The organism is Acidobacteriota bacterium, assembly GCA_020349885.1.
Lineage (GTDB): Bacteria > Acidobacteriota.
Map to the genome: position 1 here is coordinate 585466 of CP070701.1, position 23317 is coordinate 608782.

Here is a 23317-nt window from a genome sequence, read left to right on the forward strand (position 1 = left end):
AGTCGGCGCAGTCGTCACAGTCGGCGCAGTCGTCACAGTCGGCGCAGTCGTCACAGTCGGCGCAGTCGTCACAGTCGGCGCAGTCGTCACAGTCGTCACAGTCGGCGCAGTCGTCACAGTCCGCGCAGTCGTCACAGTCGGCGCAGTCGTCACAGTCGTCACAGTCCGCACAGTCGTCACAGTCGGCGCAGTCCTCACAGTCGGCACAGTCGGCACAGTCGTCACAGTCCGCACAGTCGGCACAGTCGTCACAATCGATACATTCGCCACAGACCCCCCCCGTGACGGTGAGCGGGTCCCTGACAGCCACGCCCGTCTCGGCCAAGTCCCCAAAGTCCGGGACAAAGGCCGAGGATTTGCTAGAATTTATAACGTTGGTAAGCAGGTTCGCCTGGTTTCCCGTCGAGAGCCAAGCATCCGTTGGCGGAGGGATATACCGGGCGCCATCGCAAAGGGACGCTCCGCCAATGGACTTTCCGCCAAAGACAACCATCTCACCACTAGTGGTATCCCAGACGGCTGAATGTTCGCTACGCGGGGAAGGGGCATCAATTGTTGTAACAGGGATCCATGTATTCGTGGCCGGAGTGTAGACCGCCCCCGTGTCTGTAGGGGGGAGTGTTCTGCCCGTGGTTTCTTCGATGCCCGCCCCGCCCCAGACAATCATTTCCGCGCCCGTCCAGACGGCGGTATGAAGGTAGCGCGGCATGGGAGCGTCGTTGTCAAATGCGCCCTTCGTTCCAACATCGGGATTCCATGTCTTGGAGGACGTGTTATAAACGCCGCCGCTCATGCTCGGGGTGCCGTCCCCTCGCAGGCCGCCCCAGATAATCATCCGATTGCCAGCGTCGTCCCAAACGGCCGCCACCTGCGTTCCGACGCCCACGCCGGCGGTTGCAATTGGAAGCCAGGCGCTGGGCGGAGAGAATTGGTCAATCTCAGGTTCCGCGACGCCTGTCGGAGCACCGGAATAAGTGGACGCGGGGACACACGTTGGCCCTTTCTCGTCTATGAGGCCGTCCCCGTCGTCGTCCACACCGTTGGTGCAAGAGAGCGACGGGCCCTCCCCACACCAGGTGGGCCCTACCCAGAAGCGCAAATAAAAGAGTCTAGAATCGAGGCCCGGATAGAAGCTTTTATTAAATATAAATTCATCTATTGAGCCGTCCCCGTCGTCGTCCACACCGTTGGTGCAATCGAACTCGTCTATGAGGCCGTCCCCGTCGTCGTCCACACCGTTGGTGCAAGAGTTGGGGAGGAGCCCATCCGCACAGTCGGCACATGCTATACCGCCCGACTCGTCTATGAGGCCGTTCCAGTCGTTGTCGACGCCGTCGGTGCAATCGGTTTCGTCTATGAAGCCGTCCCCGTCGTTGTCAATGCCATCCGTGCAATCGAAGGCGAATTCATCTATGAAACCATCCGCGTCGCTGTCAACACCGTCGGTGCAATCGGTCTCGTCTATGAAGCCGTCCCCGTCGTCGTCTACACCGTTGGTGCAATCGGTTTCATCTGCGAGGCCGTCCCCGTCGTCGTCCGCAGCGTTGGTGCAATCGAGGTCGGCACAGTCGGCACAGTCGGCACATGCCGGCTCGTCCGTGAAGCCGTCCAAATCGTTGTCGACGCCGTCGGTGCAATCGGTTTCATCTGCGAGGCCGTCCCCGTCGTCGTCCACAACGTTGGTGCAATCGAGGTCGTCACAGTCGCCGCATGACGGCTCGTCCGTGAAGCCGTCCAAGTCGTTGTCGACGCCGTCGGTGCAATCGGTCTCGTCTATGAAGCCGTCCAAGTCGTCGTCACTCCCGTTGGTGCAATCGAACTCGTCTATGAGGAGGTCCCCGTCGTCGTCCACACCGTTGGCGCAATCGATGTCGGCACAGTCGCCGCAGTCGTCGCATAGCGGCTCGTCGCAGTCGTCGCATGGCGGCTCGTCTATCGGGCCGTCGAAGTCGTTGTCGACGCCGTCGGTGCAATCGGTCTCGTCTATGAAGCCGTCCCCGTCGTCGTCGATCCCGTTGGTGCAATCGAAGTAGGGTTCATCTATGAAAGCATCCCCGTCGTTGTCGACACCGTCGGTGCAATCGGTCTCGTCTATGAAGCCGTCCAAGTCATCGTCAATTCCGTTGGTGCAATCGGCATCGTCTATGATGCCGTCCCCGTCGTTGTCGACGTCGTCGGTGCAATTGAACTCGTCTATGAAGCCGTCCCCGTCGTCGTCGATCCCGTTGGTGCAATCGATGTCGGCACAGTCGGCACAGTCATCACAGTCGTTGCATAGCAGCTCGTCCATCAGGCCGTCCCCGTCGTTGTCGAAAAAGTCGACGCAATCGAACTCGTCTATATCTCCGTCCCCGTCGTCGTCCACACCGTTGGTGCAATTGCCAATGTCATCGGGCGTTCCTAGAATGCCATCTCCGCCTGGAAGGATGTCGGCACAGTCGTCACATAGCGGTTCGTCACAGTCGTCACATGGCGGCTCGTCCACCAGGCCGTCCCCGTTGTCGTCCACACCGTTGGTGCAATCGAACTCGTCTATGAAGCCGTCCCCGTCGTCGTCAATCCCGTTGGCGCAATCGATGTCGGCACAGTCGCCACATGGCAGCTCGTCTGTGAAGCCGTTCCCGTTGTTGTCAACACCGTCGAAACAATTGGACTCGCCACAACCGAACCCTCCAAACCCCCCGGGCCGCCAGTCGGAAGGGTTGTCCATCTCGTCTATTAAGCCGTCCAAGTCGTCGTCCCTGCAGTTGGTGCAATCGCCTTCGTCTACGAGACCGTCGCCGTCGTCGTCAAGCCCGTTGACGCAATCGACAAAGTACTCGTCTATGGAGCCGTCCCCGTCGTCGTCCACACCGTTGGTGCAATCGGTCTCGTCTATATCTCCGTCCCCGTCGTCGTCCACACCGTTGGTGCAATTGAACATGCCGCCGTCGGCACAGTCGGCGCATGACGGCTCGTCTACCAAGCCGTCTGCGTCGTCGTCAAGCCTGTTGACGCAATCGAACTCGTCTATGAAGCCGTCCAAGTCGTCGTCGATCCCGTTGGTGCAATCGACGGCGCCGAATTCATCTGTGAGAAAATCCCAGTCGTTGTCAATGCCATCCGTGCAATTGGTCTCGTCTATATCTCCGTCCCCGTCGTCGTCAATGCTGTTGTAGCAATCGGAGTCGTCTCTTTCGTCTACGAGGCCGTCCCCGTCGTCGTCAACGCCGTTGAAGCAATTGGGATTGAACGGGCCGCCGTCTTCACAGCAATAGGCGTATTCACAGTCGTCACAGTCGGCACAGCCGCCACTGTCGGCACAGTCGCCACATGACAGCTCGTCTATGCGTAAGTCCCCGTCGTTGTCAACACCGTCTACACAATTGATGGTGAGACAGTCACTGCACTGGCCGCCGACGATCTCGTCTATTAGACCGTCGCCGTCGTTGTCACCACTGCCGGGGGTGCAATCGCTGGTGAGACAGTCGTCACATGCCCTGTCGGCACAGTCGGCACAACCCCCGATTCCATCGGCAAGCAGGTCCAGGTAGCCTTGGTCAACGCTAATAACACCGTCTATAAACAGGGGGTACTTCCTATCATCGGCACCGGAAGACCTGGTCGGGTCGCTGATAGGACAGGGGAAGCCGTTTATGACCTGCCAGCCCGCCCCGTCCCAATATTCCACAATCATGTGCTTTCCACCGTCCCAGCACGTATTGGGAGTCGGATTAGTAGTACCTGGCTCCGTAAAAACGGAGGCAGATGTCCGCTTATAAAGAATCTGACCAAAAAGCCCCGCCGTTCCTCCCACGACGACATATTTCGCCTTTGAGCCGAAGGTCGGGCCGAACGCCGGAGCGCACTTGCCCGCCTGGCATGTGCCGCTGTCGTCATCCACAAAAAATTCCTGCGAAACGTCATCCATCAGATTTCCGACGGCGTCCATGCGAAGCGCCTTGAAAGCGACGAGGGTGGGGACTGCAGGGTTAAACTCCCATCCATCTTTTAAAACTTTTGTTCCACGCTGGCCGCCCCACATGAGCATCCTCGCACCTGTCCACACGGCCACGTGGCCGCGCCGCCCGGCGCCCGCACCAGGGGCGGGCGGCGGAGGTATCGGCGCCCACGAATCCTGCGCCGGGTCGTACAGTCCGCCGTCCGCGAAGAAAACAATCCCGTTCGTCCCTCCCCAGACGACCATTTCCCCGCCCGACCACACCGCCGTGTGCTCGCCCCTCGGGGCAGGGGCGCCTGTCGGATCCACAAGGGTCCATGCGTTTGCTGGAAGTGCTGCGGGGTCGTAGCGGGCGCCGTCACCGAGCCTCGTCCCCAGCAGGTCCGGCACCCCGCCCCAGACAATCATTTCCGTCCCCGTCCAGACGGCCGTGTGCTGAAAACGGCCCTCGATGGGACACGCGGCGCCGTCGAGCACCGTCCACCCTCCCCCCGGAGTGTAGCGCGCCCCCGTATTTAATGCCGTTCCCGCAAGGTCCTGCCACCCGCCCCAGACAATCATTTCCGTCCCCGTCCAGACGGCCGTGTGCTTGAAACGGGACTCGACCCCGATCGGAGCGCCGGGAATAGCCTCCCACGTATCCGAAACAGGGTCATAGATTCCTCCGGCGCTTGCATTGAGGCTACCACCCGTAAAAGGATCCATGTCGCTCAAGCCGTCCATAACGTCGTCAAAGCCGCCCCAGACAATCATCTTTGTGCCCGTCCACACCGCCGTGTGGTACATGCGCGGCGTGGGAGCGCCGATGGTCGAGATGGGCGTCCAGTAGCCGAGGGCGCCCGGGGCGTAGCGATAGCCGGTGTTAAAAAGAATCTCGCCGCCCTCGAACGTTGTTCCGCCCCATACAATCATCTCCGTGCCCGTCCAGACGGCCGTATGGCCGTAGCGCGGCCCGGGAGGTCCGCTTCTCTCCCAGCTGGCTCCGGAGGGAGGGGCCGTAGGCAGCGGTACGAGAGGCATGGGCTCGCTCCAACTGCTCGTGGACTCGAAAGAGGTGCTGAGCGGTTCCATCGCCCAACCCGGCGGGCTTGCTTCGGCGATCCAATCGTCAAGGGGCTTCTTGGGGACGAAGAGGCTTTCCACGACAAGCGTGCCCGGGTCTTCGGCGCTTACATGCTCGATCACGAAACCGTCTGAGAGTTCGCGAACGGGACTGATTTGCCCCTCGGGAGGAAGCGCCCGTCGCTTGCGCTCGAATACTTTGCTCTCGAGCTCGATTTCCGCGCCCCGCCGAAAGAACCCCTTTCTTGCCGCTCCGGTGCCGGCAGGGCCGGCACCTTCGGAAACGACGCGGCGCAACGTGGCGCGGGAATACCGGGCCTTGCCGGCGAACTCCTCAAGGCGACCCGGCTGAAGCTCCGCGTGAATGCTCTCCGCCCGCTCGCGCGCTTCGCGGTGAATCTCGGGGTCTCGCTCGTAGCGCGAGCGCAGTAAGCGCCCCGTCAAAATGGGCCGCACCAGAGCCTCTTTAATGAGATACGGGTCGCCCCCGAGGGCATCGAAAATGCGCTGAAGCGTTTCGGGATCCTTCGTCTCGCGCACGATGCGCGCGAGTTCCTGGTCCAGCGCTTCCTGGGAAATCGACTCGCCGAACACATTCTTCAAGGCCCAGTTTTGCCGCAAGGTGCGCTGCACCCCGGCCTCCAGGGCCTCTTCCGAAACGGCCCGCACAGATGCCGATGGGCTGGCTTCGAGGCGCTTCGAGCGGTAAACCTCCTCAATGGCGCGCTGAGCGTTCACCCGCTCCCAGAACTGAAGCCCCCTCCCTTCTTCTGTGCCCGTTATGCCCGTGAACTGACCCCACACAGGCAGCACAAGCACCAGCAAGCAGGCCACAGCACCGACGAAGCCGACGCGCCCGACTCGAGAAGCGCTAGCCGCCGGCAGCAACGCACATCCCCTTCGGGACACTGCCTTTCCATCGCCATGCCCGCCTTTTGGAACAAGAGGTCTCCCCCTCGGCGGGGCTTGAGCCTTGCCTTGCACTTTCACAGTTTGCATTATACCACGGAAATCCGGAAAAATCAAGCGGTAGAGGGTGTCGGTAAAAACGGCTGCCTGCGGAGCCCCGGCGACCTTTTCAGCGGCCCTGACCGGGTATCCACGAGGCGGCGTCCATGGCATCATAATAAACGCGTCATGACCACGCCCCCTCGCACGGAAACGCTCATCGCAAGCGACGGCGTCCGTATCGCCTGCGACCTCTACGGCGAGGGCTCGCCTCGCCCGGAGGGCGGGGTCGTGGTGCTCGCGCCGGGCTTCTGGAGAAGACGCGTGTCGCCCGTGATGCGGCGCCTCGCCGAGCACCTCGCGGCCAGCGGCCGGAGCGTGCTTCTTTTCGACTTTCGCGGCCACGGGCGATCGAGCGGCGCCTACACGTTCGGCCTCGAGGAGGGGCGGGATTTCGCCGCGGTGCTCGAATGCGCGGGCCGCGTCTTTCCCGAAGCCGCAATCCGTGTGGTGGGGTTTTCCATGGGAGGCAGCATCGCCATGAGTGTGCTTGCGCGGGAGCCGCGCGCGAAGACGCTCGTCACGGTCTGCGCCCCGGCCGATTTTGCGAAAATCAAAGTGCCACTCCTCAAGGCGCCCACGGCGCTCTCATGCCTGAGCCTTCACGAAGTCGTGCGCCCGCCGCGCGTTTCGCTTCGCGCCTATCTGGCCAAGAAGCCCCGCTACACCGACTGCGCGGCGCAGCTCGCCCCCGTCGCCCTGCACGTCTTTCACACCCGAAACGACTGGCTCGTGGACGTCGGGCACGCGCACCTTCTCTACGAGGCCGCCTCCGAGCCCAAGTCGCTGCGCATTTTTCCCTTCGAGGAGCCCCTTCACGCCGACGCGCTTCTTAGCGGGCGCTTCGAGGCGTTCTGCGAGGCGCTCGAGGGGGCCATCGGCTGACGTTTTTCGTTAGCCGCGTTCATCAGGACGGTTTCTCCCGGGCGCGCTTGCGCATCGAAAGCCACGTCCAGAAAGCGCCGGGAGCCGTGAGCCACGTTTCAAACCAGAGCGCGGCCTCGGCCTTTTCCCGCCGCTTCTCCCCGCTCACGCGCTTGTTCTTGGCGATCATCCGCGCCCGCCGCAGCCCCTTTTCCATCTCGTGCATGGCGCGCGCCGTGCCGAGGCGGTCACCCTCGCGCTCAAAGCCGCGGTAGAGCGCCTCAATGCGGTGGATGCTCTCCTCTGCCTCCTCGAGCGTTCGGAAGCGAAGGACACCGTCAAACAACGCGTCGTAGTTCTTTTTCACCGAGAATGGTCCGCACGCTTTTTCCTGCGAAGCGCTCCGCGGACGGTTCAACCTTCGAGCGCTTCCACCCCATCCCCGCCTACTTTCTCGCCACGTCGAAGACGCCGTCCACCTCGCGCAGCACCTCCATGACGCGCTTCAGGTGCGAAAGGCCCAGGGTCTCGACGGTGAGGTGGAGGACAAACTTGCCGTTCGGGAGGATTATGGATTTGACGTCGCGGATGTTCATCCCCCGCTCGGCGATGCATACCGAGATCTTGGCAAGCATCCCAACGCGGTTGTCCATGTGGAGGACGAGGCGCGCCGGATAGAGCTGCGCGCCGGCTTTCGGAGCCTTATCCTCCCCCCTCCACTGCACTTCCACCATGCGCTCCGGCGCAAGAAGAAGCGTCTTGACGTTCGGGCACGAGCGGCGGTGGACGGAGACGCCCCGGCCGCGCGTGATGTAGCCTATGACGTCCTCGCCCGGAATGGGATGGCAGCAGCGGGTGAGGTTGATGAGCAGGTCCTCCGCGCCGCGCACCTCGAGCGGGGTGCGGGGCAAGGCCTCGGCGGCGTCTCGGGCAAGCTTGGGCGTGGGGGTTTCTTCGGGATAAAATCTTTCAAGCACCTTTCGGGGCAGAACCTTGCCGTAGGCGACGGCCGCGCAAAGGCTCTCTTTCTCCGTCACGCCGAGCGAGCGGTAGACGGCCTCGGCCTTCCTCTCGTCCTTCAGGGCCTCGCGCAGGGAGAAGCCGCGCCGCCGGAAGTGTTTCTCCAGAATCTCGCGCCCCATCTCCACGCTGTGGGCCTTCTCCTCGCGCGCAAACCACGCCTTGATCTTGACGCGCGCGCGCGAGGTGCTCACCAGCTTCAGCCAGTCCTTGCCCGGATGCGCCTCCTTGCCCGTGAGGATCTCCACGACATCACCATTTCGCAGGGGCGTGTCGAGGGGAACCATGCGGCCGTTCACTTTCGCGCCTATGCAGCGGTGGCCGACCTCGGTGTGGACGCGGTAGGCGAAATCGAGGGGCGTGGCGGTCCGCGGAAACGAAAACACGTCTCCCTTGGGGCTGAAGACGTAGACCTCGGCGGGGTAAAGGTCGAGCTGCATGCTGTCCACGAATTCGCGCGGGTCCTTGACATCCCTGAGCCACTCGACGGTGCGTCGAAGCCAGCCGAACATTTCCGTATCGCGTCCCTCCCGGGGCGGTTTGCCTTCCTTGTAGCGCCAGTGCGCCGCGATCCCCTCCTCGCTCAGAATGTGCATCTCGCACGTGCGAATCTGCACCTCGAACGGATGCCCCTCGCCGGTCATAAGCGTCGTGTGGAGCGAGCGGTAGTTGTTGGGCTTGGGAATGGCGATGAAGTCCTTGATGCGCCCCGGCACGTGCTTCCACACGCCGTGCAGGATGCCCATGATGCGGTAGCACGCCTGCACGCCCTCGTCGCCGACGGCGTCCGTGATGATTCGGAACGCGAGGTAATCGTACACCTCGTCGAGGGAAACGTGCTTGGTTGTAACCTTTCTGTAGATGCTGTAGGTCGTCTTGACGCGCCACTCGACCGCGGCCGCAATCCGGTGCTTCGCGAGCGCCTCCTGGAGCGTGCGCTCGATCATGCGGATGAACACCGTGTCCACCTTGCGCCTTTCCTCGACGTTCGCCGTGATGAGCTCTTGCTCGCGGGGGTTGAGCACCCCGAACGCGAGCTCCTCGAGCTCCGACTTGATGCGCCCCATCCCGAGGCGGTAGGCGAGGGGTGCGTAGATCTCGAGCGTCTCGCGCGCCTTGCGCTCCCGCACGCCGGGAAGAAGCGCCCCAAGGGTCTGCATGTTGTGGAGGCGGTCGGCGAGTTTAACCAGAAGCGCGCGGATGTCGCCCACCATGGCGAGGACGAGCTTCCGGAAATTCTCGGCCTGCTGGACCTCTTTGGAGGAAAACGAGATTTTGCTGAGCTTCGTGACGCCGTCCACAAGGTGGGCCACGTCCCGGCCAAAGAGGCGCTCGATCTCCTCCAAATCGGTCGCGGTGTCCTCCACCACGTCGTGGAGGAGGGCCACGACGACGCAGGTGGGCTCGAGCTCCATGTCCGCGAGAATGTAGGCGACATGGAGTGGGTGGCTCAGGTACGGCTCTCCAGACCGGCGCGTCTGGCTGCGGTGCTTAGCCGCCGCGTAGACGTAGGCACGGTGGATGGCCTCGGGATCGAACCGCGGAATGTAGCGCTCCATGCGCTCCACGAGGTCCTGGTAGCGCACGGGAGTCGGCATCGGGGGCGCGGCGCCCGCCGCGGGCTCGCCGGTTTTCTCTAATTCCTTCCCTTGAGAGGAAACGGTAGATTCCGCCATCAGCGCACCTCCACGCTCAGGATGCGCGTGCCTTCCGTGATGCGGTCCACGACCTCCATGCCCTTCTTCACATGGCCGAACACGGTGTAGGCCGCTTCAAGATGTGGCTGGGGGGCCTGGGTGATGAAGAATTGGCTCCCCGCCGTGTCCTTGCCGCTATGAGCCATGCCCAGTGCGCCACGCGCATAAGGAAGGTTGCTCCATTCGCTGCGGATGCGGTAGCCCGGCCCCCCCAACCCAGTGCCCCACGGGCAGCCCGTTTGAACGACGAAGCCGGGAACGACCCGGTGGAAGGGGAGGCCGTCGTAGAATCCCTGCTCGGCCAGCGTCGCAAAGTTGTGCACCGTAAGCGGCGCGTCGTCGGGGAGAAACCCCAACACGACCTCCCCCGCCTCCGTGCGAAGCACGGCTTCGGAGCGCTCGGCGTTCAGGCTCAGAACGCGGCGGTAAAACGACGGACGCTTCCGCTTGGCGGGAGGAAGCCGCGCGGCGTCGTACGGGTCGCCCGTAATGTCCTCCAGATGGAGCGCCGCCGTGCGCCGCACCAAAAAGTCGGGGTCGGAGGCGAGCACGTCCCCGTAAAACGCGAGCGCTTCCGGCGTTTGAATGTCCCTAAGGGCGTCGAGTACGCTCAAGCGGACGACCACCCCCTCGCCGCCCGGGGCCTCGTCGTACAACCGATAGAGAGTCTCGTTGATGGTCTTGCGCTGCCATTGGGAAATTTTAGGCCGTATGTACGTGGCCAGGTGCTTCATGTCGTCTTGAAGCAGGCGCTGAAGCTCCAGAATGACCTGCCTCAGCCGCAGGGGATGTTTTTCCTTTTCGCCCTTCTTGTCCTTCCCGACGCGCTCCATGAGCATGTCGTAGCGGTCGGGCACGTCAAGCCTTCCGAGGGTTTCGAGCGCCTGGATCTCGACGCGCATGTCGGGGTCTTCCAGGAGGGCGCGCGCCCAGCCTTCGGTTTTTCCCTTGTCATACTTGACATCCATCGCGGCCCGAAGCACCGCCCGCCGAACCATCCAGGAAGGATGCTTCGTGAGTTTCTCCCCGTGCTTGGCAACGAGAGGCAGGGCCGCACGGCCGGCCGCCTCCACCGCGGCCGCCACAACCTCGGGATGGGGAAGCTCCAGAAATTGCTCGTAGAACTCCATAGCCGTCGGGGCGCCGGCCTTTTCGAGCGCGGCAGCGGCGGCGAGAAAGACGTAGGGGTGCTGGTCGGGGTGGAGGAGTTCGCTCAGCACGCGCTTCTCTATCCGCCCGGAGCGGTCGGCAAACAGTTGAAGCGCCGCGGCATGCACGGCGACGGGCTGATTCGGGTCCTCGAGGAGGTGCCGCACCTGGGCCGGCGCCTCGGGATTCTCCGTGCGGTTGAGGCCCATGATGGCGTAGGAGACGATTCTGGAATCGGCATCGTGCGCAAGCACCGAGAGCGTCCGGTAGGCTTCCTTGGGTCCCCGGCGTCCGAGCGCGAGGGCGGCGGCCCGCCGCACCGCCGGCTCCGTGTCGGCGTCCGTCGCAAGCTCCATCACCTTGTCAAGGCGCTCGAAACGGGAAAACTTCCAAAGCGCGCCGAGGGCGGCCTCGACGACCACGGGTGACGGGGAGTCGAGGAAGGACGCGACCTTAGAGGCATCTTCCTCAAGCCCGACCCGCCCGAGGCTTTCGAGCGCCTGGGCGGTTTCCTCTGGCGAGAGATCGGGGCGGGAAAGCACCTCCGCGAGGGCTTTCGAGGCGCCCTCGCCCGGCACGAGCCCCAGCGCAAACGACGCCGCCAGCCGCACCCCGGCCTCTTCGTCCTTCGCCAGAGCAGCGAGGAGAGGGACGCTTTGTTCGCTCCCGATGCGCCCGAGCGCAAGCGCCGCGCGGGAGCGAATCGAGGCGTCCCCGTCGGCCGCGAGCTTTTTCCACTTGCCGCTCTGCGCGTCGCGCTTGTCCTCGAGCTGCAGGATGAGCGTCTGCTTCTTAAGAAGAGACTTGGAAGTTTCGTCCTTCGCCGGGACGATTCCCGCCGGAAGGACAATCATGAGAACGGCCGCCAGTGCACGCATCATTGGGAAATCCAAAAATTTTCAGCGCGCCTGGGAGGGTGCGTCGGGAACTCCCGAAGGCTCCGGGGGGGCGGGCAAGGAACGCTCTTCCGTCATGGGATCAGGCTCTCCTTCAACATTATACCACGGAGGGGAAACGCGGCTCCCAATGGCAGATAAGCAGATATCCGCCATCCGCTTTGTGCTACCATAACGGGATGCCAGCGAAGCACCTTTCGGCAAAAAGTTTGCTGCGCGATCTTCCCTCCGTGGACCGCCTGCTCTCGGAAAAAACGGTCGCGGCGCTTGCGGAGGAATACCCGCGCGGGCGCGTGAAGGAGGCGGCGCGGGAAGTTCTCAAAGATTTGCGCCGGGCCGTCCGCGAGGGTCGCCTCGACGCCGGGGCGCTGCGCGCGCGGCTCGAACGTCTGCCGCAGGCGCTGCGCGAGCGGCTTGCTGGCGCGCTTCGCCCTTCGCTCCTCTCGGTCATCAATGCCACTGGCGTCATCCTGCATACGAACCTGGGGCGCGCTCCGCTTGCGGAGGAGGCCGTCGAGGAGGTCGCCCGCGCCGCGCGCAGCTACGCAGCCCTCGAATACGACATCGCCTCCGGGAGGCGCGGCGGCCGCGGCGCGCACGTCGAGAGCCTCCTGTGCCGCATGCTCGAGGCGGAAGCCGCGCACATCGTCAACAACAACGCGGCGGCCGTGCTCCTTGCGCTCAACACGCTCGCCCTGGGGAAAGAGGTCGTGGTCTCGCGCGGGGAGCTCATCGAAATCGGCGGCTCCTTCCGCATCCCCGAAATCCTCGCCCGAAGCGGCGCCCGCATGCGCGAGGTGGGCACGACGAACAAAACCAAGCCGGCGGACTACGCCCGCGCCGTCTCGAAGGAAACCGGCACCCTGCTGAAAGTGCACCCGAGCAACTACCGCGTCGTGGGCTTCACGGAAAGCGTCGAACTCGAGGAGCTCGCGGCGATTGCGCGCAAGAAGCGGATTCCCCTCCTGTACGACCTGGGAAGCGGGCACCTCGCCCCGCTTGCCGGCGTGGGCGAGCCGACCGTGCCGGAAGAGCTGCGCCGCGGCGCGGACGTGGTGTGCTTCAGCGGCGACAAGCTCCTGGGCGGCCCCCAGGCGGGCGTCCTTGCGGGGAAAAAGCGCCTCGTCCAGGCCATGAAGCGCAATCCCCTGAGCCGCGCCCTGCGCGTGGACAAGATGACGCTCGCAGCGCTCGAGGCGACGCTCGCGCTCCATTACGCCGGCCGCCTAGAGAAAATTCCCGTCCTCCGGATGGCGGGTGCTTCGAGAGAAGCGATTCGCAAGCGCGCCCGGCGGCTTGCTTCGCGCATCGCCAAGGTGCATCCCGACTGGGGCGTCGAGGTCAAGGACGACGCCTCCCGCATCGGAGGGGGAACGACGCCCGCGATGGAGACTCCGACGGCGGTCGTCTCTCTGCTCCACCCTTCGCTGAGCGCCCAGGCCGCTGCCGAGCGGCTCCGCGGCGCGGAGCCGCCGGTCATCGCCCGTGTGCGCGGCGGACGCGTGATTCTCGATTTAAGAACGGTAGGCCGGGAGGAAGAGAAGAAGCTCGAAGCCGCGCTCGGCCGGCTCGCTTAAAACTCCACCGTCTGCCCTTCGCAGGCGCAAAAGGCGGCGGGGAACTCCTTCCGTGCGAAGCGCTCCTTCTCGTCGATGGTGTCGTCGTCGTGGTCGGGGCTGTGGTGGAAGAGGGCGAAGCGGGCCACGTCGGCGCGCTGGGCCACCTCGCGCGCCATCGTGACGGTCGAGTGCCCCCAGCCGCGCGTTATGTTCTCGTACTCGTTCCTTTTGTACATCGCGTCCAGGATGAGCAAATCCGCGCCGCGCGCAAACTCGACGACCTCGTCGTGCACTCCCTCCACGTCGGTCGCGTAGACCAAGGAGCGCCCGCGGTGGCGCAGCCGGTAGAGGGCGACGCCGTCGCGGGGATGGATGTCGTAGTTAACGTAAGGCTCGACGAGAACGTCCTCGTCCGACGCCGCCTCCCCGGCGGGGCGCGGGGCGTCGTCCGAAGGCGACCAGACGAAGCGCTCGCCGGGCTTGACCTCGCTCACCTCGGCCACGCCCGACATGTTACGCAAATCGAAAGGACACATCGGCGACACCAAGAGGCGATCAAAGGTTGCGCGGGGCGTCTCGTTCATAAACGAGGGCGCGTAGACGTAGACGCGGTGAGAGGAAAGAAAGGCCGGGCGAAAGAAAGGAAGGCCCTGAATGTGGTCGAAGTGGAAGTGGCTTATGAGCACGAGAGTGTGCTGCCCCTGGCCGTCGGACGCCGTTTCAAGAATGTGCTTTCCGAGAGGAATGATCCCGCTGCCGGCGTCTAGGACGATGCGCTTGCCGCCCGCCTGGACTTCGACGCATGACGTGTTACCACCGTAACGGACGGTGTCGGAGCCAGGAGCGGCGTAGCTTCCGCGCACGCCCCAGAATCGCACTCGAAATGCGGGATTTCCAGCCATGGTCCTAAGATCCAATCCCCCCAGTATAACCATACACCCCTCTTTTAATCTGTGATGAATGTCACAAACGGCTCAACGACAGGCTGGTCCCTGCTCCGAAGCCGTGCGGCGTCCCACGCCGCGACCAGTGAGCGACGCTATATCTCCACGGCCTCCGGACTCTGCGCCGCATGAGGATGGTCGGGTCCGGCATAGACCTTCAACCGGTTGAACATGCGCTTCCCCAGGCGGGTTTTGGGAAGCATGCCGTAGACGCTCCACTCCACAAGCTTCGCAGGCTGCTTGGCGCGCATCTCGGAGGCCCGGCGCTCCTTGAGGCCGCCGGGATAGCCGGTGTGCCACTGGTAAAGTTTTTGCTCTTCCTTGCGGCCCGTGAGGTGCACCTTCTCGGCGTTGACCACGACGACGAAATCGCCGCATTCCACGTGGGGCGAGTACTTGGGCTTGTGCTTGCCCATGAGCAGCCACGCGACCCGCGACGAAAGCCGCCCCAGCGGCTTCCCCGCGGCGTCCACCACGCACCATTTCTTTCCGACCTCGTCGGGCTGCGCAAACCGCGTGCTTTTCTTCATAATTTACCCCTGACCCCTCAGCTTACCATAAAAAGTAAGAGCTTTCCAAGCCCCGCCGGCAATTCCAAGGTATAATTCCCCTGCGATGCGTACGTGGCTCAAGCGACTCTGGCGGCGGAGGGCGCCGCACCTGCGCACGGGCGCGGAGGGGGAGCGCCTCGCGCGCCGCCACCTGAAGGAGCGCGGCTACCGCATCGTGGAAACGAACGTGCGCCTCAAGATAGGAGAGATCGACATCGTTGCCGAGGAGGGTGGCGCGCTCGTCTTCGTCGAAGTCAAAACCCGCCGCGAAGGGGACGATTACAGCCCCTTCCTCAACATCACGCCCGGCAAGCGGAAGAAGCTCATCGCCCTCGCGCGCCTCTACTGCGCCCGGAAGAGAATCGAAGACCGCTCCCTCCGCTTCGATTTGGTGGGCGTCTCCCTGGCCGGCGCGGAGCCCCAGGTCACGCTCCTCCAGAACGCCTTCGGCGCGCCGAGAAGGTAATCCGAAGTATCTAGTTCACCTCGAGCATCCGCTTGAGGGCGATGCGCGCCTTGTCGATTATGTCCTGGGGAAGCGTCACCACGTTCACCTCCCCCGGGTGGTCCACGGAGTAGGCCAGGTTGCCGAGGTTCACCTTGTACATGTTGGGGCAGAGGGAGCGCGAGAGGGGAAGCACGGTGCGGTCCTGGTGCTGGAACGCGAGGCGCGAGACCATCTGGATCTCGGTCCCGACGGCGATGACGCTCCCCGGCTCCGCGTTCCGGACGTACTTTTCGATGAAGCCCGTCGAGCCTGCGGCGTCGGACGCGGCGACGGTTTCCTCAGTGCACTCCGGGTGTACGACGACCTTCGCGTCGGGGTATTTCTCGCGAATCTCGATAACGTGCTCCGGCGTGAACCACTGGTGGACGTGGCAGAAGCCCTTCCACAAAAGCACCTTGGCTCGTTCGACGCGCTCCGGCGCGGCGCCGCCCAGGGGCTTGCGGTAGTCCCAAAGAAGGTGCTCCTCCTTGGGGATGCCGCGGCTGTTCGCCGTGTTCCGCCCGAGGTGCTCGTCGGGAAAGAAGAGGATTTTGTCGCCGCGCGCGAACGCCCACTCGAAAGCCCCCCCGGCGTTCGACGACGTGCAGACGATGCCGCCGTTCTCGCCGCAGAAAGCCTTCAGGCTGGCGTCCGAGTTCATGTAGGTCATGGGGATGACGCGGCGGACGTCCAAGACTTCCGAAAGCTCCTTCCAGCTTTTCTCCACCTGATGGATGCTCGCCATGTCGGCCATGGGACAGCCGGCCAGATGCGAGGGGTGGATGACCGTCTGGTGGGGCTGGGCGAGGACGCGCGCCGTCGCCGCCATGAAGCGCACGCCGCAGAAGACGATGAACTCGGCGTCCTTCTGCTCGGTGGCGACCCTGGCCAGCCCGTAGGAGTCGCCGTGGAAGTCGGCGAGCGAATAGACGGCGTGGCGCTGGTAGTTGTGCCCGAGCACCACCATGCGCTTGCCGTACTCCCGCTTTCGCGCGCGGATGCGCTCGACGAGGTCTTCCTCTTCCAGCTCGAGGTATTCGTCGGGCGTTTCGTCGACGAGCGTCCGTACCGCCGTTTCCATACCGTTACTATCTCACGTCGGAAAAATTCTTCCTCAGTTACTTGTGCGCGCGGGATGCGGACTCGGCCCTCGGGAGGGTACCCCTTACACGCACTCCATGGTAGCACGGTCAAAAAAAGAAATCAAACCTGAAATTAGGAAGAAGCCGCCCCGCCCTCCCCCGCCGTATCCGCGGGCCCGGGCGGACGGCCGAGCACGCGCTCGGCCGCCTCGAAGACCGCCTCGGGCGCAAGCTCCTTTATGCAGCGGAAATGGCCTTCGGGGCAGCGCTTCGCGCCGTGCACGCCGCAGGGGCGGCAGTATAGGCCCTCGAGTTGCGCCACGGCCCAGCGCTCGTGCGTCGGGACGAAGCCGGCCTCGGGCGCCGTCGAGCAGAAAACGGCGACCTGCGGCTTGCGGAAGGCCGAGGCGATGTGTAGCGGCGCGCTGTCGTTCGAGACGACGAAGTCGCAGCGCGCGATGAGCGCCACGACGTCGGCAAGCGTCGTCCGCCCCGTCAGGTCGACGGGCTCCGTGCGGCTCAGCGCGCAGATGCGGGCGGCGCGCTCGCGCTCCGAGGCGTCGCCCACCAGCACGACGTCGAAACCCCGTTTTTCCCGGAGAAAGTCGGCAAGCGCCGCGTACCCCTCCTCCGTCCATTTCTTGGTCACCCATACCGAGCCGTGCGCAAGGACGGCGACGGGGCGTGAGCCGTCGAAGCCGCGCTCGCGCAGCACCGCGTCCACGTGCGCGTAGCGCTCCGGGTCCACGCGAAGGAAGGTCTGGTGGTCGAAGCTCGCGGGGTCGCGGTCGAACGCTTTCATGAGCAGCAGGTAGCGGCGCCCCGCCTGCCGGGCGGGGTCGTCGTGAACGCGCTGATGGTAGAGGCGCGAAAGGGGATTGGCGTCGAAGCCGACGCGCCGCGGGATGCGTGCCAGCGCGAGCAGAAGCGCCGTGCGCGCCGAGCGGTGCGCCGCGACGGCGAGGTCGAAGTTCCCCTCCCGTAGCGGCCCCAGGAGCCTGAGCGAGGCGCGCAACACCCCCTCCTCGCGCTTCCGGTCCAGAAGAAATTCGTCCACCTCCATAAGGCCTTCAAGGAGAGCCTTGTTGGCCGGCGTCGTAAGGAGCGTGAGGCGGCAGCCGGGGTGCGTCTCCTTGAGCGCCCGCAGAAGCGGCGTCGTAAGCACCGCGTCTCCGAGGAAGGCCGTCTGCACGACGAGAAGGTTCATGGGGGGATTTTAACCGCTGCGGCACCGGGAACGCCAGCGGCGGGGAAAAACCGGGTCGCCCTTTCCCGCGCCGGCACCTATTTCAGCGGCCTTTCCTCCATCACGAGCGCCACGGTCTCGATGCCGGCACCCTTGAGGCGGTCCATGAACTCCATCACGTCGCCGTAGGGAAGCGCGCGGTCGGCGTAGAGGTACACGGACGTGCCAGCCGCGGCCGCGGCCTCGAGGCGCTCCGTGAGGACGGCCTCGTGGACGGGCTCCTCCTCGATGAAGACCTCCTTGTCGCGCGTGAGCGCAATCACGATTCTTTCCTCCTCCATGGGCGCGGCGTGCTCGCCGCGGGGGAGCGACACGTCCACGCCGGCCTTCATCATGGGCACCGTGATCATGAAAATGATGAGAAGGACGAGCATGACGTCCACGAGGGGGATGATGTTTATCTCGGCGAGAGGGCCGTCCTCGGCGTCACCTTGGTCCTGCGGCGGCTCCCAGGCGCTAGGCACGGCGCCCCTCACTTCACCAGCGTCCCGTCGCGGAGGGCGATGTTCTCGACGAGGTTCACGAACTCCAGGGCGAAATTGTCCATCTCAGAAGAAGTCTCGCGCGCGCGGGCGTTGAAATAGTTGTAGCCGAGCACCGCCGGGATGGCCGCCGCGAGGCCCGCGGCGGTCGCCACGAGCGCCTCGGCTATGCCGGGGGCCACGACAGCCAGGCTGGCCGAGGCCTGCATGCCGATCTGGCGAAAGGCGTTCATGATGCCCCAGACGGTGCCGAAGAGCCCGATGAACGGCGAGACGCTCGCCGTCGTGGCGAGCACGGCGAGATTCTTCCTTAACCGCCCGGCCTCGACCTGCCGCGCCCGGCGAAGCGCGCGCTCGAGGCCCGCGACGTTCACGTACGCGGCGGGCGGGGCGTCCGTGCGGCCGCTCGCGTCGGGCTGCTGCGGCTGCGACGACTGCTTCGAGAGCTCGCCGTAGCCCTCCCGGAAGAGCGCCGATAGCGTCCCCTGCGGGTAGTTCCCCGCCACGTGCTGGGCCTCCTTGAGGTTCCGGCTGCGCCGGAAGGCTTCGAGGTAATTGGCGTCGCTGCGGCGGACGGCGCGCATCTGGAACCACTTCAGGCCCATCACGGCCCACGACAAAACCGAAAGAACGAGCAGGGCGCCCACAACGCACCACGCCACAGCGCCGCCCTGCCGCAGGAGGCTCAGCAATTCACTCATGACTCAGGCTGATCCGATTCAGGCTGACCCGGCGGCTCAAGCTTCTTCGCCGCGACCTCGCGCACCAGCGCCCCGTCCACCTCCGCGCGGTGCTCCTTCATCACGGCGCCCATGACCCGCCCCAGGTCCTTCGGAGAAGATGCGCCGAGCTCCTTGATGGTTTCCTCGACGAGGCGCTCGACCTCCTCGCGGCCGAGTTGCGCCGGCAGATAAGTTTCGAGAATCTTCTTCTCGCCGCGCTCCTTCTCCGCCAGCTCGGGGCGGCCCCCTTTCTCGTACTCCCGCGCGGCCTCCTCGCGCTTCTTCGCGGCGCGCTTGACGAGCGCGAGCGCCTCCTCGTCCTCCAGGTCGCGCCCCAGCTTGATTTTCTCGTTCTTAAACTCCGAAAGAAGCAGCCGGAGGACGCTGACCTTCACCCCGTCGCGCGCTTTCATCCCCCCCTTGAGTTCTTTCTGGATTCGCTCGAGCATGAAAAAACATTCTATCCCACGGAGTGGGGCGGAGGCAAGGAGGGGATTAGCAGTTAGCGACAAGAAAGAAAATTAAATTCCGCCCTCGCTCCGCCGAAGCCTCTGCAGCGTTTTCGCATTTGCATAATGAGCTACCTGTCCGCCGCAGCAAGCTGCTTGCGGACGGCGGGCGCGAAGGCGAGTCACCAACGGCCAAAGGCTAACGGCCATCCGCTCAGCTACCCCGGACTTCCCACGAGGACGAAGGCGGCCCAGTAGAAGGGATGCGAGGCGTCCATGCGCCGGCCGCCCTTCTTTGCGGGGGGCGCGTCCGCTTTCCCGTCGCTGGCCGCGGCGGCCTCGCGTTCCTGCAGGCGGCGCTTGAGGGGCCCGAGGTCTATCTTCTTTTCCGCCATGGCGCTGCGCGCCCCGCGGAGCGCCTCGGCTTTCGTCTGCCCCTCCCGCAGGCGGGTGTAAAATTGCTTCATCAGGTGCGCCGTCGTAAGCTCGTTGACGCTCCAGAGCGAGACGAGCACGCTCGGGGCGCCCGCGTGGAGGAACGCGCGCGTAAGGCCCGCCAGCCCCTCGCCGCGCACCGTATCCTCGCCCAGGCCCGCCCGGCACGCCGAGAGCGTCACGAGGTCGGCGTCGAGGCGCAGGTTGAAAATCTCGGCCACTTGAAGGAAGCCGTCCTCCCCGGCCCTCGGCCCGCCCGGAAGCGACAGGACGACGCCGCTTCGAGGCGGAAATTCCTCGTCCACGACGCCGTGCGTCGCGAAATGAATTATTTCGTACTTCGCGAGGTCGCGCCGCTTGATCTCCTCCTCCCGCGCCCGCCCGCGCAGAAGTACGTCTTCCTCACCGCTTCCGAAAAGCTCCGCGACCGCTTCCACCTCGACCCCCGTGTAGGGAAGGCGCGCGAAGCTGTAGCCTTCCTCCTCGTAGAGGCCGCGCAAGGTCGCCGGCTCGTCCGGAAAAGAATCGCCGCCGCCCTCCCCTTCCCCTTCTTCCGGTTTTTCCTGTTTCTCCTGTTTTTCATGTTCTTCCTGCGTGCTTTTTCCGGACTCGGAAAAAACCGGGTCGCCCACGCCCAGGAAGGCGGTTTTCCGCCCCGCGTCCGCGGCGGGTCCCTTGGCCTGCTCTTGAAGAATATCCGCCAGCACCGAGGCCGAGGGGGCGTAGGTCATCGTGAAGCGGTCGAGGAGATACCGCCCCCGCTCGTCCGCGAGGGCCTCGAAGGGAACATAAGTGAGAATGCCGTCGGGCACTATGAAGAGGTCGGTCTTTCCCTCCAGAAGAGGCTCGGCGGGCCGGAAGACGAGCTCGTAAAGCGCTTGCCCGCGCTCCTTGTAATCCGAGGAGAGCGGGTCGGAAATACTTTCGTAAAACGCGCGCGCCGCCTCGACCACCTCGTCGCGCTCCAGCACGAAGACCGAAAGACCGGCTTCTTCCTTTTCTTTCCCTTCTTCTTTGCCGTCTTCCGCACCGGGCCGCCGGAGCACCCAGAGTGCGGAAAAATTCTCGCCGACTATGTATTCCAAAAGCGCCGCGTCCTCCTCGGCGAGGCATATTTCGGAAATTTCCTCGTACCCCCTCGGCCTGGGGTAGTGCAGGCTCGCGTACTCCGGGGCGGCGCGGCGCACCTCCTCGATGAGCTCCTCGTATTCTTTTTCCCTCTGGGAAAACTCCTCGTCGTGGGGCGAGCGCCTCACTTCTTCCCCGCCGCCCGGGGGCGCGGTCGATTCGTCCCCCTGCGCCCCGGCGAGCGGCGCCGCGAGCAGGAGGAGAACGAACAGCGCAACGTAGTGTCTTATAGCCATGTTCTCGCGGGGACATGATAGCCGAAAAGCGGCCCCGTCGCGCCTTTTTCGGCGGAGCGCCGCGCGCTTGACCTGGGAAGCGCCGCCGCACTATCATGAGAATCGAAAAAATTTAGACCGTCTCGTGGGCGCTTAGCTCAGTGGTGGAGCGCTGCCTTCACACGGCAGAGGTCACAGGTTCGAGCCCTGTAGCGCCCACCATTTTTCTACCCCATTTTTCCTAAGGAGCGTCGCGCCGGCCGCTAGATCCGCAGGGTGTCGATCCACGCGAGCTCGGCGGGCTTGACCTCAAGCGTCCGCGACGCGCCGTTTGCGACGCACTCGACGGAAGCCTCCGGCTCGCCCCTCTCGCCGCTGTAGAAGGCGACGATGGACGCAAGGGTGCGTATCTCCTCCTCGCCGGCCGGCTCGCCCTCGGTGAGCGCCGTGGCGCCCTTGCGGGATGCCGGGCGCAGGAGCGTGCGCCCCTCGGCGTAGCGCTCGAGGAAGCGGCTCTCGCCCTCGTCGCGCCCGACGATGAGCTTCAGGCGCGGCGAGAGCCTCAGGTGGCGCCCCACCTTGAGAAGAAGGGCCTCCTCCGTCGTGTAGCTCTTTTCTCCCTTGGCCTCCCAGAGGTCCTCGAGCTTCCGGGCGAAGTTTTTGTCCACCAGAGCGCAGCAGCCGCCCGCGGGTTGCGGGTAGTCGGCGACGCCGAGGCGCTCGGCGATCTCCATCTGCTTGTTGCGCGAGCGTCCCGAAATGTCCCCCAGCTGCTCGCGGTCGAGCCATCCGCACTTTTCGGGCTCCGTGGGCGGAAGCAGCCGGGCCGAAAGCGGCCGCACCAGGTAGCCCTCGAGGCCCGAGTCGCGCGCGACTATGTCGAGCGCGCGGCGGTGCTGCGACATGGGACGCTGCCCCAGGACCTCGCCCGTGAAGATAAACCGCGCCCCCACCTCCTCCATGTACCGCTTCGCGCGGCGGAACATGAAGATGCGGCAGTCGATGCAGGGGTTCATGGCCGAGCCGTAGCCGTACTTCGGCCTGGTGACGACGTCCTGGTACTCCTTAGAGACGTCGATAATCTCGACGGGCACCTCCAGGTCCGAGCCGGCCCGCAGCGCCTCGTGGCGCTTGGGTTTTTTCCTGTCGTCGTTCCGGATGCCCGCGCGCTTGTGGTCGTCCACGCAGAAGCCCGTGGAAAAATTTACCCCGAAGACCTCGACGCCCTGCCGCTTGACGAGCGCCGCGGCGAGGGTGCTGTCGAGGCCGCCCGAGAGCATGCCCACGGCCTTGATTTTCTCCGCCGCCATACTGACATTAGAAGCGAAAATATCTTTTTTTGCAAACCCCGTCGCGCGGGACGCGCGCCCCGGCTTGACCCTTTCCCCGCCCGGTTGCTACACTCTTCCCATGCCGCGCAAAAAGACCGCCCGCGCAAGAGGGAAGGCCGCGAGCCGCCGCGCCTACACGGCGGCGCACGCCAGGGCGGGCATTTCGGCGAAACACCCGCCCATCGAATGCTGGGAGAACCGCTTTCCGGGCACCGAGATCACCATCACTGCGCTCGAGTACACCTCGGTGTGCCCGAAGACGGGGCTGCCGGACTTCGGAAAAATCACCATCCGGTACGCGGCCGACGCGCGGTGCCTCGAGCTGAAGTCCCTAAAGTACTACCTCCTCTCCTACCGCGACCTCGGCATTTTCTACGAAAACGCCGTGAACTGCATCCTGCGCGACATCGTGAAGGCCGCAAGGCCCCGGTGGGCGCTCGTGCGGGGGGATTTCATGGTGCGCGGCGGCCTCAGAACGACGGTCGAGGCGCACCACGGTCTTCTCGAGGACTAAGGCCGCGCAGGAGGCTCGGTCGCCGGAGAGGGCGAGCCCGCCTCAAGTTTATCCCGCGACACATCGGCACGGACAAGCCCGCCGAGGCGGACAAGCCGCGCCGCGTGGAAGGCGTGCACCAGGCCGAAGGCGCCGTCCATGAGCGCGAACGCGAGAAAGACGCGCGGGGCGTACCCCGTGGCCACGACGACGAGAAAGAAAAAGGCGCCCGCAAGGCGCACCGCGGCGGCCAGGACCACGTTGCCGAAGTAGCGCACCGGGTTGCAGCCCGCGAGGGCGTAGGCCGCGCCCAGGCCCACGGCCAAAAGCCCGGCGAGCCAGAGGTAGACCATCTCCCGGGGAAGCGGCACGTCGAGCAGCACGGAGAGCGCGCGGGGGAAGAAAAGAATGAGAAGGCCGAGCGCCACGTCCACGGCGGCGCCCAGAAAAAGCGCCGCCCGCAGAAGCGAGTCTACAATGCTCGACCTCGACATACGACAAGCATAAGGAGCGAGAGCTCGGCCTGTCAAATCACGCGGCGGCACAGGCCGCCGGGC

Annotated in this window: 18 protein-coding genes and 1 tRNA gene; 5 read left to right on the forward strand and 14 right to left on the reverse strand. The window is 64.7% G+C overall.

Annotation, left to right across the window (positions count from 1 at the left end):
• The coding region (locus tag JSV08_02575) for a hypothetical protein (protein ID UCF81316.1) at positions 1 to 5836 on the reverse strand (5836 nt) is incomplete at its 3' end.
• A gap of 303 nt (positions 5837 to 6139) precedes the next feature.
• On the opposite strand from JSV08_02575, the gene JSV08_02580 reads away from it, so the two are divergent.
• Positions 6140 to 6895 carry an alpha/beta fold hydrolase gene (locus JSV08_02580; protein UCF81317.1) on the forward strand — a complete coding sequence of 252 codons (756 nt, stop codon included), beginning with the start codon at positions 6140 to 6142 and terminating at the stop codon, positions 6893 to 6895.
• A 22-nt stretch (positions 6896 to 6917) separates the two neighbouring features.
• On the opposite strand, the gene JSV08_02585 is transcribed toward JSV08_02580, so the two are convergent.
• From JSV08_02585 to JSV08_02595, 3 genes are all read right to left on the reverse strand, one after another.
• Positions 6918 to 7241, reverse strand: coding sequence for a hypothetical protein (locus tag JSV08_02585; protein ID UCF81318.1), 324 nt, complete (start codon positions 7239 to 7241; stop codon positions 6918 to 6920).
• 79 nt (positions 7242 to 7320) lie between these two features.
• Positions 7321 to 9570 (reverse strand): bifunctional (p)ppGpp synthetase/guanosine-3',5'-bis(diphosphate) 3'-pyrophosphohydrolase, encoded by a 2250-nt coding sequence (locus JSV08_02590; protein UCF81319.1) that lies wholly within the window; start codon positions 9568 to 9570, stop codon positions 7321 to 7323.
• Positions 9570 to 11621, reverse strand: a complete 2052-nt coding sequence (locus tag JSV08_02595; protein ID UCF81320.1) for a HEAT repeat domain-containing protein — start codon at positions 11619 to 11621, stop codon at positions 9570 to 9572. The genes JSV08_02590 and JSV08_02595 overlap by 1 nt, the downstream gene beginning before the upstream one ends.
• 194 nt (positions 11622 to 11815) lie before the next feature.
• Here JSV08_02595 and JSV08_02600 point away from each other — a divergent pair, with 194 nt between their 5' ends.
• Entirely contained in the window at positions 11816 to 13213 is a 1398-nt protein-coding gene (locus JSV08_02600; GenBank protein ID UCF81321.1) for an L-seryl-tRNA(Sec) selenium transferase, read from the forward strand.
• Here the strand turns inward: JSV08_02600 and JSV08_02605 are convergent.
• Together JSV08_02605 and rplM are read right to left on the reverse strand one after the other, a co-directional pair.
• Positions 13210 to 14097, reverse strand: a complete 888-nt coding sequence (locus JSV08_02605; GenBank protein UCF81322.1) for an MBL fold metallo-hydrolase — start codon at positions 14095 to 14097, stop codon at positions 13210 to 13212. The genes JSV08_02600 and JSV08_02605 overlap by 4 nt on opposite strands.
• A gap of 137 nt (positions 14098 to 14234) precedes the next feature.
• A complete protein-coding gene (gene rplM, locus JSV08_02610; GenBank protein UCF81323.1) occupies positions 14235 to 14669 on the reverse strand; it encodes a 50S ribosomal protein L13 in 435 nt (144 codons plus the stop codon).
• An 85-nt stretch (positions 14670 to 14754) separates the two neighbouring features.
• On the opposite strand from rplM, the gene JSV08_02615 reads away from it, so the two are divergent.
• Positions 14755 to 15156 (forward strand): YraN family protein, encoded by a 402-nt coding sequence (locus JSV08_02615; protein ID UCF81324.1) that lies wholly within the window; start codon positions 14755 to 14757, stop codon positions 15154 to 15156.
• A gap of 10 nt (positions 15157 to 15166) precedes the next feature.
• On the opposite strand, the gene nadA is transcribed toward JSV08_02615, so the two are convergent.
• The 6 genes from nadA to JSV08_02645 all read right to left on the reverse strand — a co-directional run bounded on the left by nadA (position 15167) and on the right by JSV08_02645 (position 20957).
• A complete protein-coding gene (gene nadA, locus JSV08_02620; protein ID UCF81325.1) occupies positions 15167 to 16258 on the reverse strand; it encodes a quinolinate synthase NadA in 1092 nt (363 codons plus the stop codon).
• Between the two features lie 134 nt (positions 16259 to 16392).
• Positions 16393 to 17466 (reverse strand): lipopolysaccharide heptosyltransferase II, encoded by a 1074-nt coding sequence (gene waaF / locus JSV08_02625; protein UCF81326.1) that lies wholly within the window; start codon positions 17464 to 17466, stop codon positions 16393 to 16395.
• Positions 17467 to 17543: 77 nt separating this feature from the next.
• Positions 17544 to 17879, reverse strand: a complete 336-nt coding sequence (locus JSV08_02630; protein UCF81823.1) for a biopolymer transporter ExbD — start codon at positions 17877 to 17879, stop codon at positions 17544 to 17546.
• Positions 17880 to 17977: 98 nt separating this feature from the next.
• Positions 17978 to 18688 carry a MotA/TolQ/ExbB proton channel family protein gene (locus tag JSV08_02635; protein ID UCF81327.1) on the reverse strand — a complete coding sequence of 237 codons (711 nt, stop codon included), beginning with the start codon at positions 18686 to 18688 and terminating at the stop codon, positions 17978 to 17980.
• Positions 18685 to 19158, reverse strand: coding sequence for a GatB/YqeY domain-containing protein (locus JSV08_02640; protein UCF81328.1), 474 nt, complete (start codon positions 19156 to 19158; stop codon positions 18685 to 18687). The genes JSV08_02635 and JSV08_02640 overlap by 4 nt, the downstream gene beginning before the upstream one ends.
• Positions 19159 to 19376: 218 nt before the next feature.
• Positions 19377 to 20957 carry a CHAT domain-containing protein gene (locus tag JSV08_02645; protein ID UCF81329.1) on the reverse strand — a complete coding sequence of 527 codons (1581 nt, stop codon included), beginning with the start codon at positions 20955 to 20957 and terminating at the stop codon, positions 19377 to 19379.
• A gap of 126 nt (positions 20958 to 21083) precedes the next feature.
• Here JSV08_02645 and JSV08_02650 point away from each other — a divergent pair.
• Positions 21084 to 21158: transfer RNA gene (locus JSV08_02650), tRNA-Val, on the forward strand.
• A 41-nt stretch (positions 21159 to 21199) separates the two neighbouring features.
• Here JSV08_02650 and JSV08_02655 read toward each other — a convergent pair.
• Entirely contained in the window at positions 21200 to 22246 is a 1047-nt protein-coding gene (locus tag JSV08_02655; GenBank protein UCF81330.1) for a hypothetical protein, read from the reverse strand.
• 100 nt (positions 22247 to 22346) lie between these two features.
• Between JSV08_02655 and queF the strand changes: the two genes are divergently transcribed.
• A complete protein-coding gene (queF, locus tag JSV08_02660; protein UCF81331.1) occupies positions 22347 to 22781 on the forward strand; it encodes an NADPH-dependent 7-cyano-7-deazaguanine reductase QueF in 435 nt (144 codons plus the stop codon).
• On the opposite strand, the gene JSV08_02665 is transcribed toward queF, so the two are convergent.
• Positions 22778 to 23254 carry a hypothetical protein gene (locus JSV08_02665; GenBank protein ID UCF81332.1) on the reverse strand — a complete coding sequence of 159 codons (477 nt, stop codon included), beginning with the start codon at positions 23252 to 23254 and terminating at the stop codon, positions 22778 to 22780. The genes queF and JSV08_02665 overlap by 4 nt on opposite strands.
• Positions 23255 to 23317: the final 63 nt, after the last annotated feature.

What these genes read in the sequence shown, in the direction of transcription:
- JSV08_02580 (UCF81317.1), top strand. Translation starts at nt 6,140, where the DNA reads ATGACCACGCCCCCTCGCACGGAAACGCTCATCGCAAGCGACGGCGTC.
- JSV08_02590 (UCF81319.1), bottom strand. Translation starts at nt 9,570, where the DNA reads ATGGCGGAATCTACCGTTTCCTCTCAAGGGAAGGAATTAGAGAAAACC.
- JSV08_02595 (UCF81320.1), bottom strand. Translation starts at nt 11,621, where the DNA reads ATGATGCGTGCACTGGCGGCCGTTCTCATGATTGTCCTTCCGGCGGGA.
- JSV08_02600 (UCF81321.1), top strand. Translation starts at nt 11,816, where the DNA reads ATGCCAGCGAAGCACCTTTCGGCAAAAAGTTTGCTGCGCGATCTTCCC.
- JSV08_02605 (UCF81322.1), bottom strand. Translation starts at nt 14,097, where the DNA reads ATGGCTGGAAATCCCGCATTTCGAGTGCGATTCTGGGGCGTGCGCGGA.
- rplM (UCF81323.1), bottom strand. Translation starts at nt 14,669, where the DNA reads ATGAAGAAAAGCACGCGGTTTGCGCAGCCCGACGAGGTCGGAAAGAAA.
- JSV08_02615 (UCF81324.1), top strand. Translation starts at nt 14,755, where the DNA reads ATGCGTACGTGGCTCAAGCGACTCTGGCGGCGGAGGGCGCCGCACCTG.
- nadA (UCF81325.1), bottom strand. Translation starts at nt 16,258, where the DNA reads ATGGAAACGGCGGTACGGACGCTCGTCGACGAAACGCCCGACGAATAC.
- waaF (UCF81326.1), bottom strand. Translation starts at nt 17,466, where the DNA reads ATGAACCTTCTCGTCGTGCAGACGGCCTTCCTCGGAGACGCGGTGCTT.
- JSV08_02630 (UCF81823.1), bottom strand. Translation starts at nt 17,879, where the DNA reads ATGCTCGTCCTTCTCATCATTTTCATGATCACGGTGCCCATGATGAAG.
- JSV08_02635 (UCF81327.1), bottom strand. Translation starts at nt 18,688, where the DNA reads ATGAGTGAATTGCTGAGCCTCCTGCGGCAGGGCGGCGCTGTGGCGTGG.
- JSV08_02640 (UCF81328.1), bottom strand. Translation starts at nt 19,158, where the DNA reads ATGCTCGAGCGAATCCAGAAAGAACTCAAGGGGGGGATGAAAGCGCGC.
- JSV08_02645 (UCF81329.1), bottom strand. Translation starts at nt 20,957, where the DNA reads ATGGCTATAAGACACTACGTTGCGCTGTTCGTTCTCCTCCTGCTCGCG.
- JSV08_02655 (UCF81330.1), bottom strand. Translation starts at nt 22,246, where the DNA reads ATGGCGGCGGAGAAAATCAAGGCCGTGGGCATGCTCTCGGGCGGCCTC.
- queF (UCF81331.1), top strand. Translation starts at nt 22,347, where the DNA reads ATGCCGCGCAAAAAGACCGCCCGCGCAAGAGGGAAGGCCGCGAGCCGC.
- JSV08_02665 (UCF81332.1), bottom strand. Translation starts at nt 23,254, where the DNA reads ATGTCGAGGTCGAGCATTGTAGACTCGCTTCTGCGGGCGGCGCTTTTT.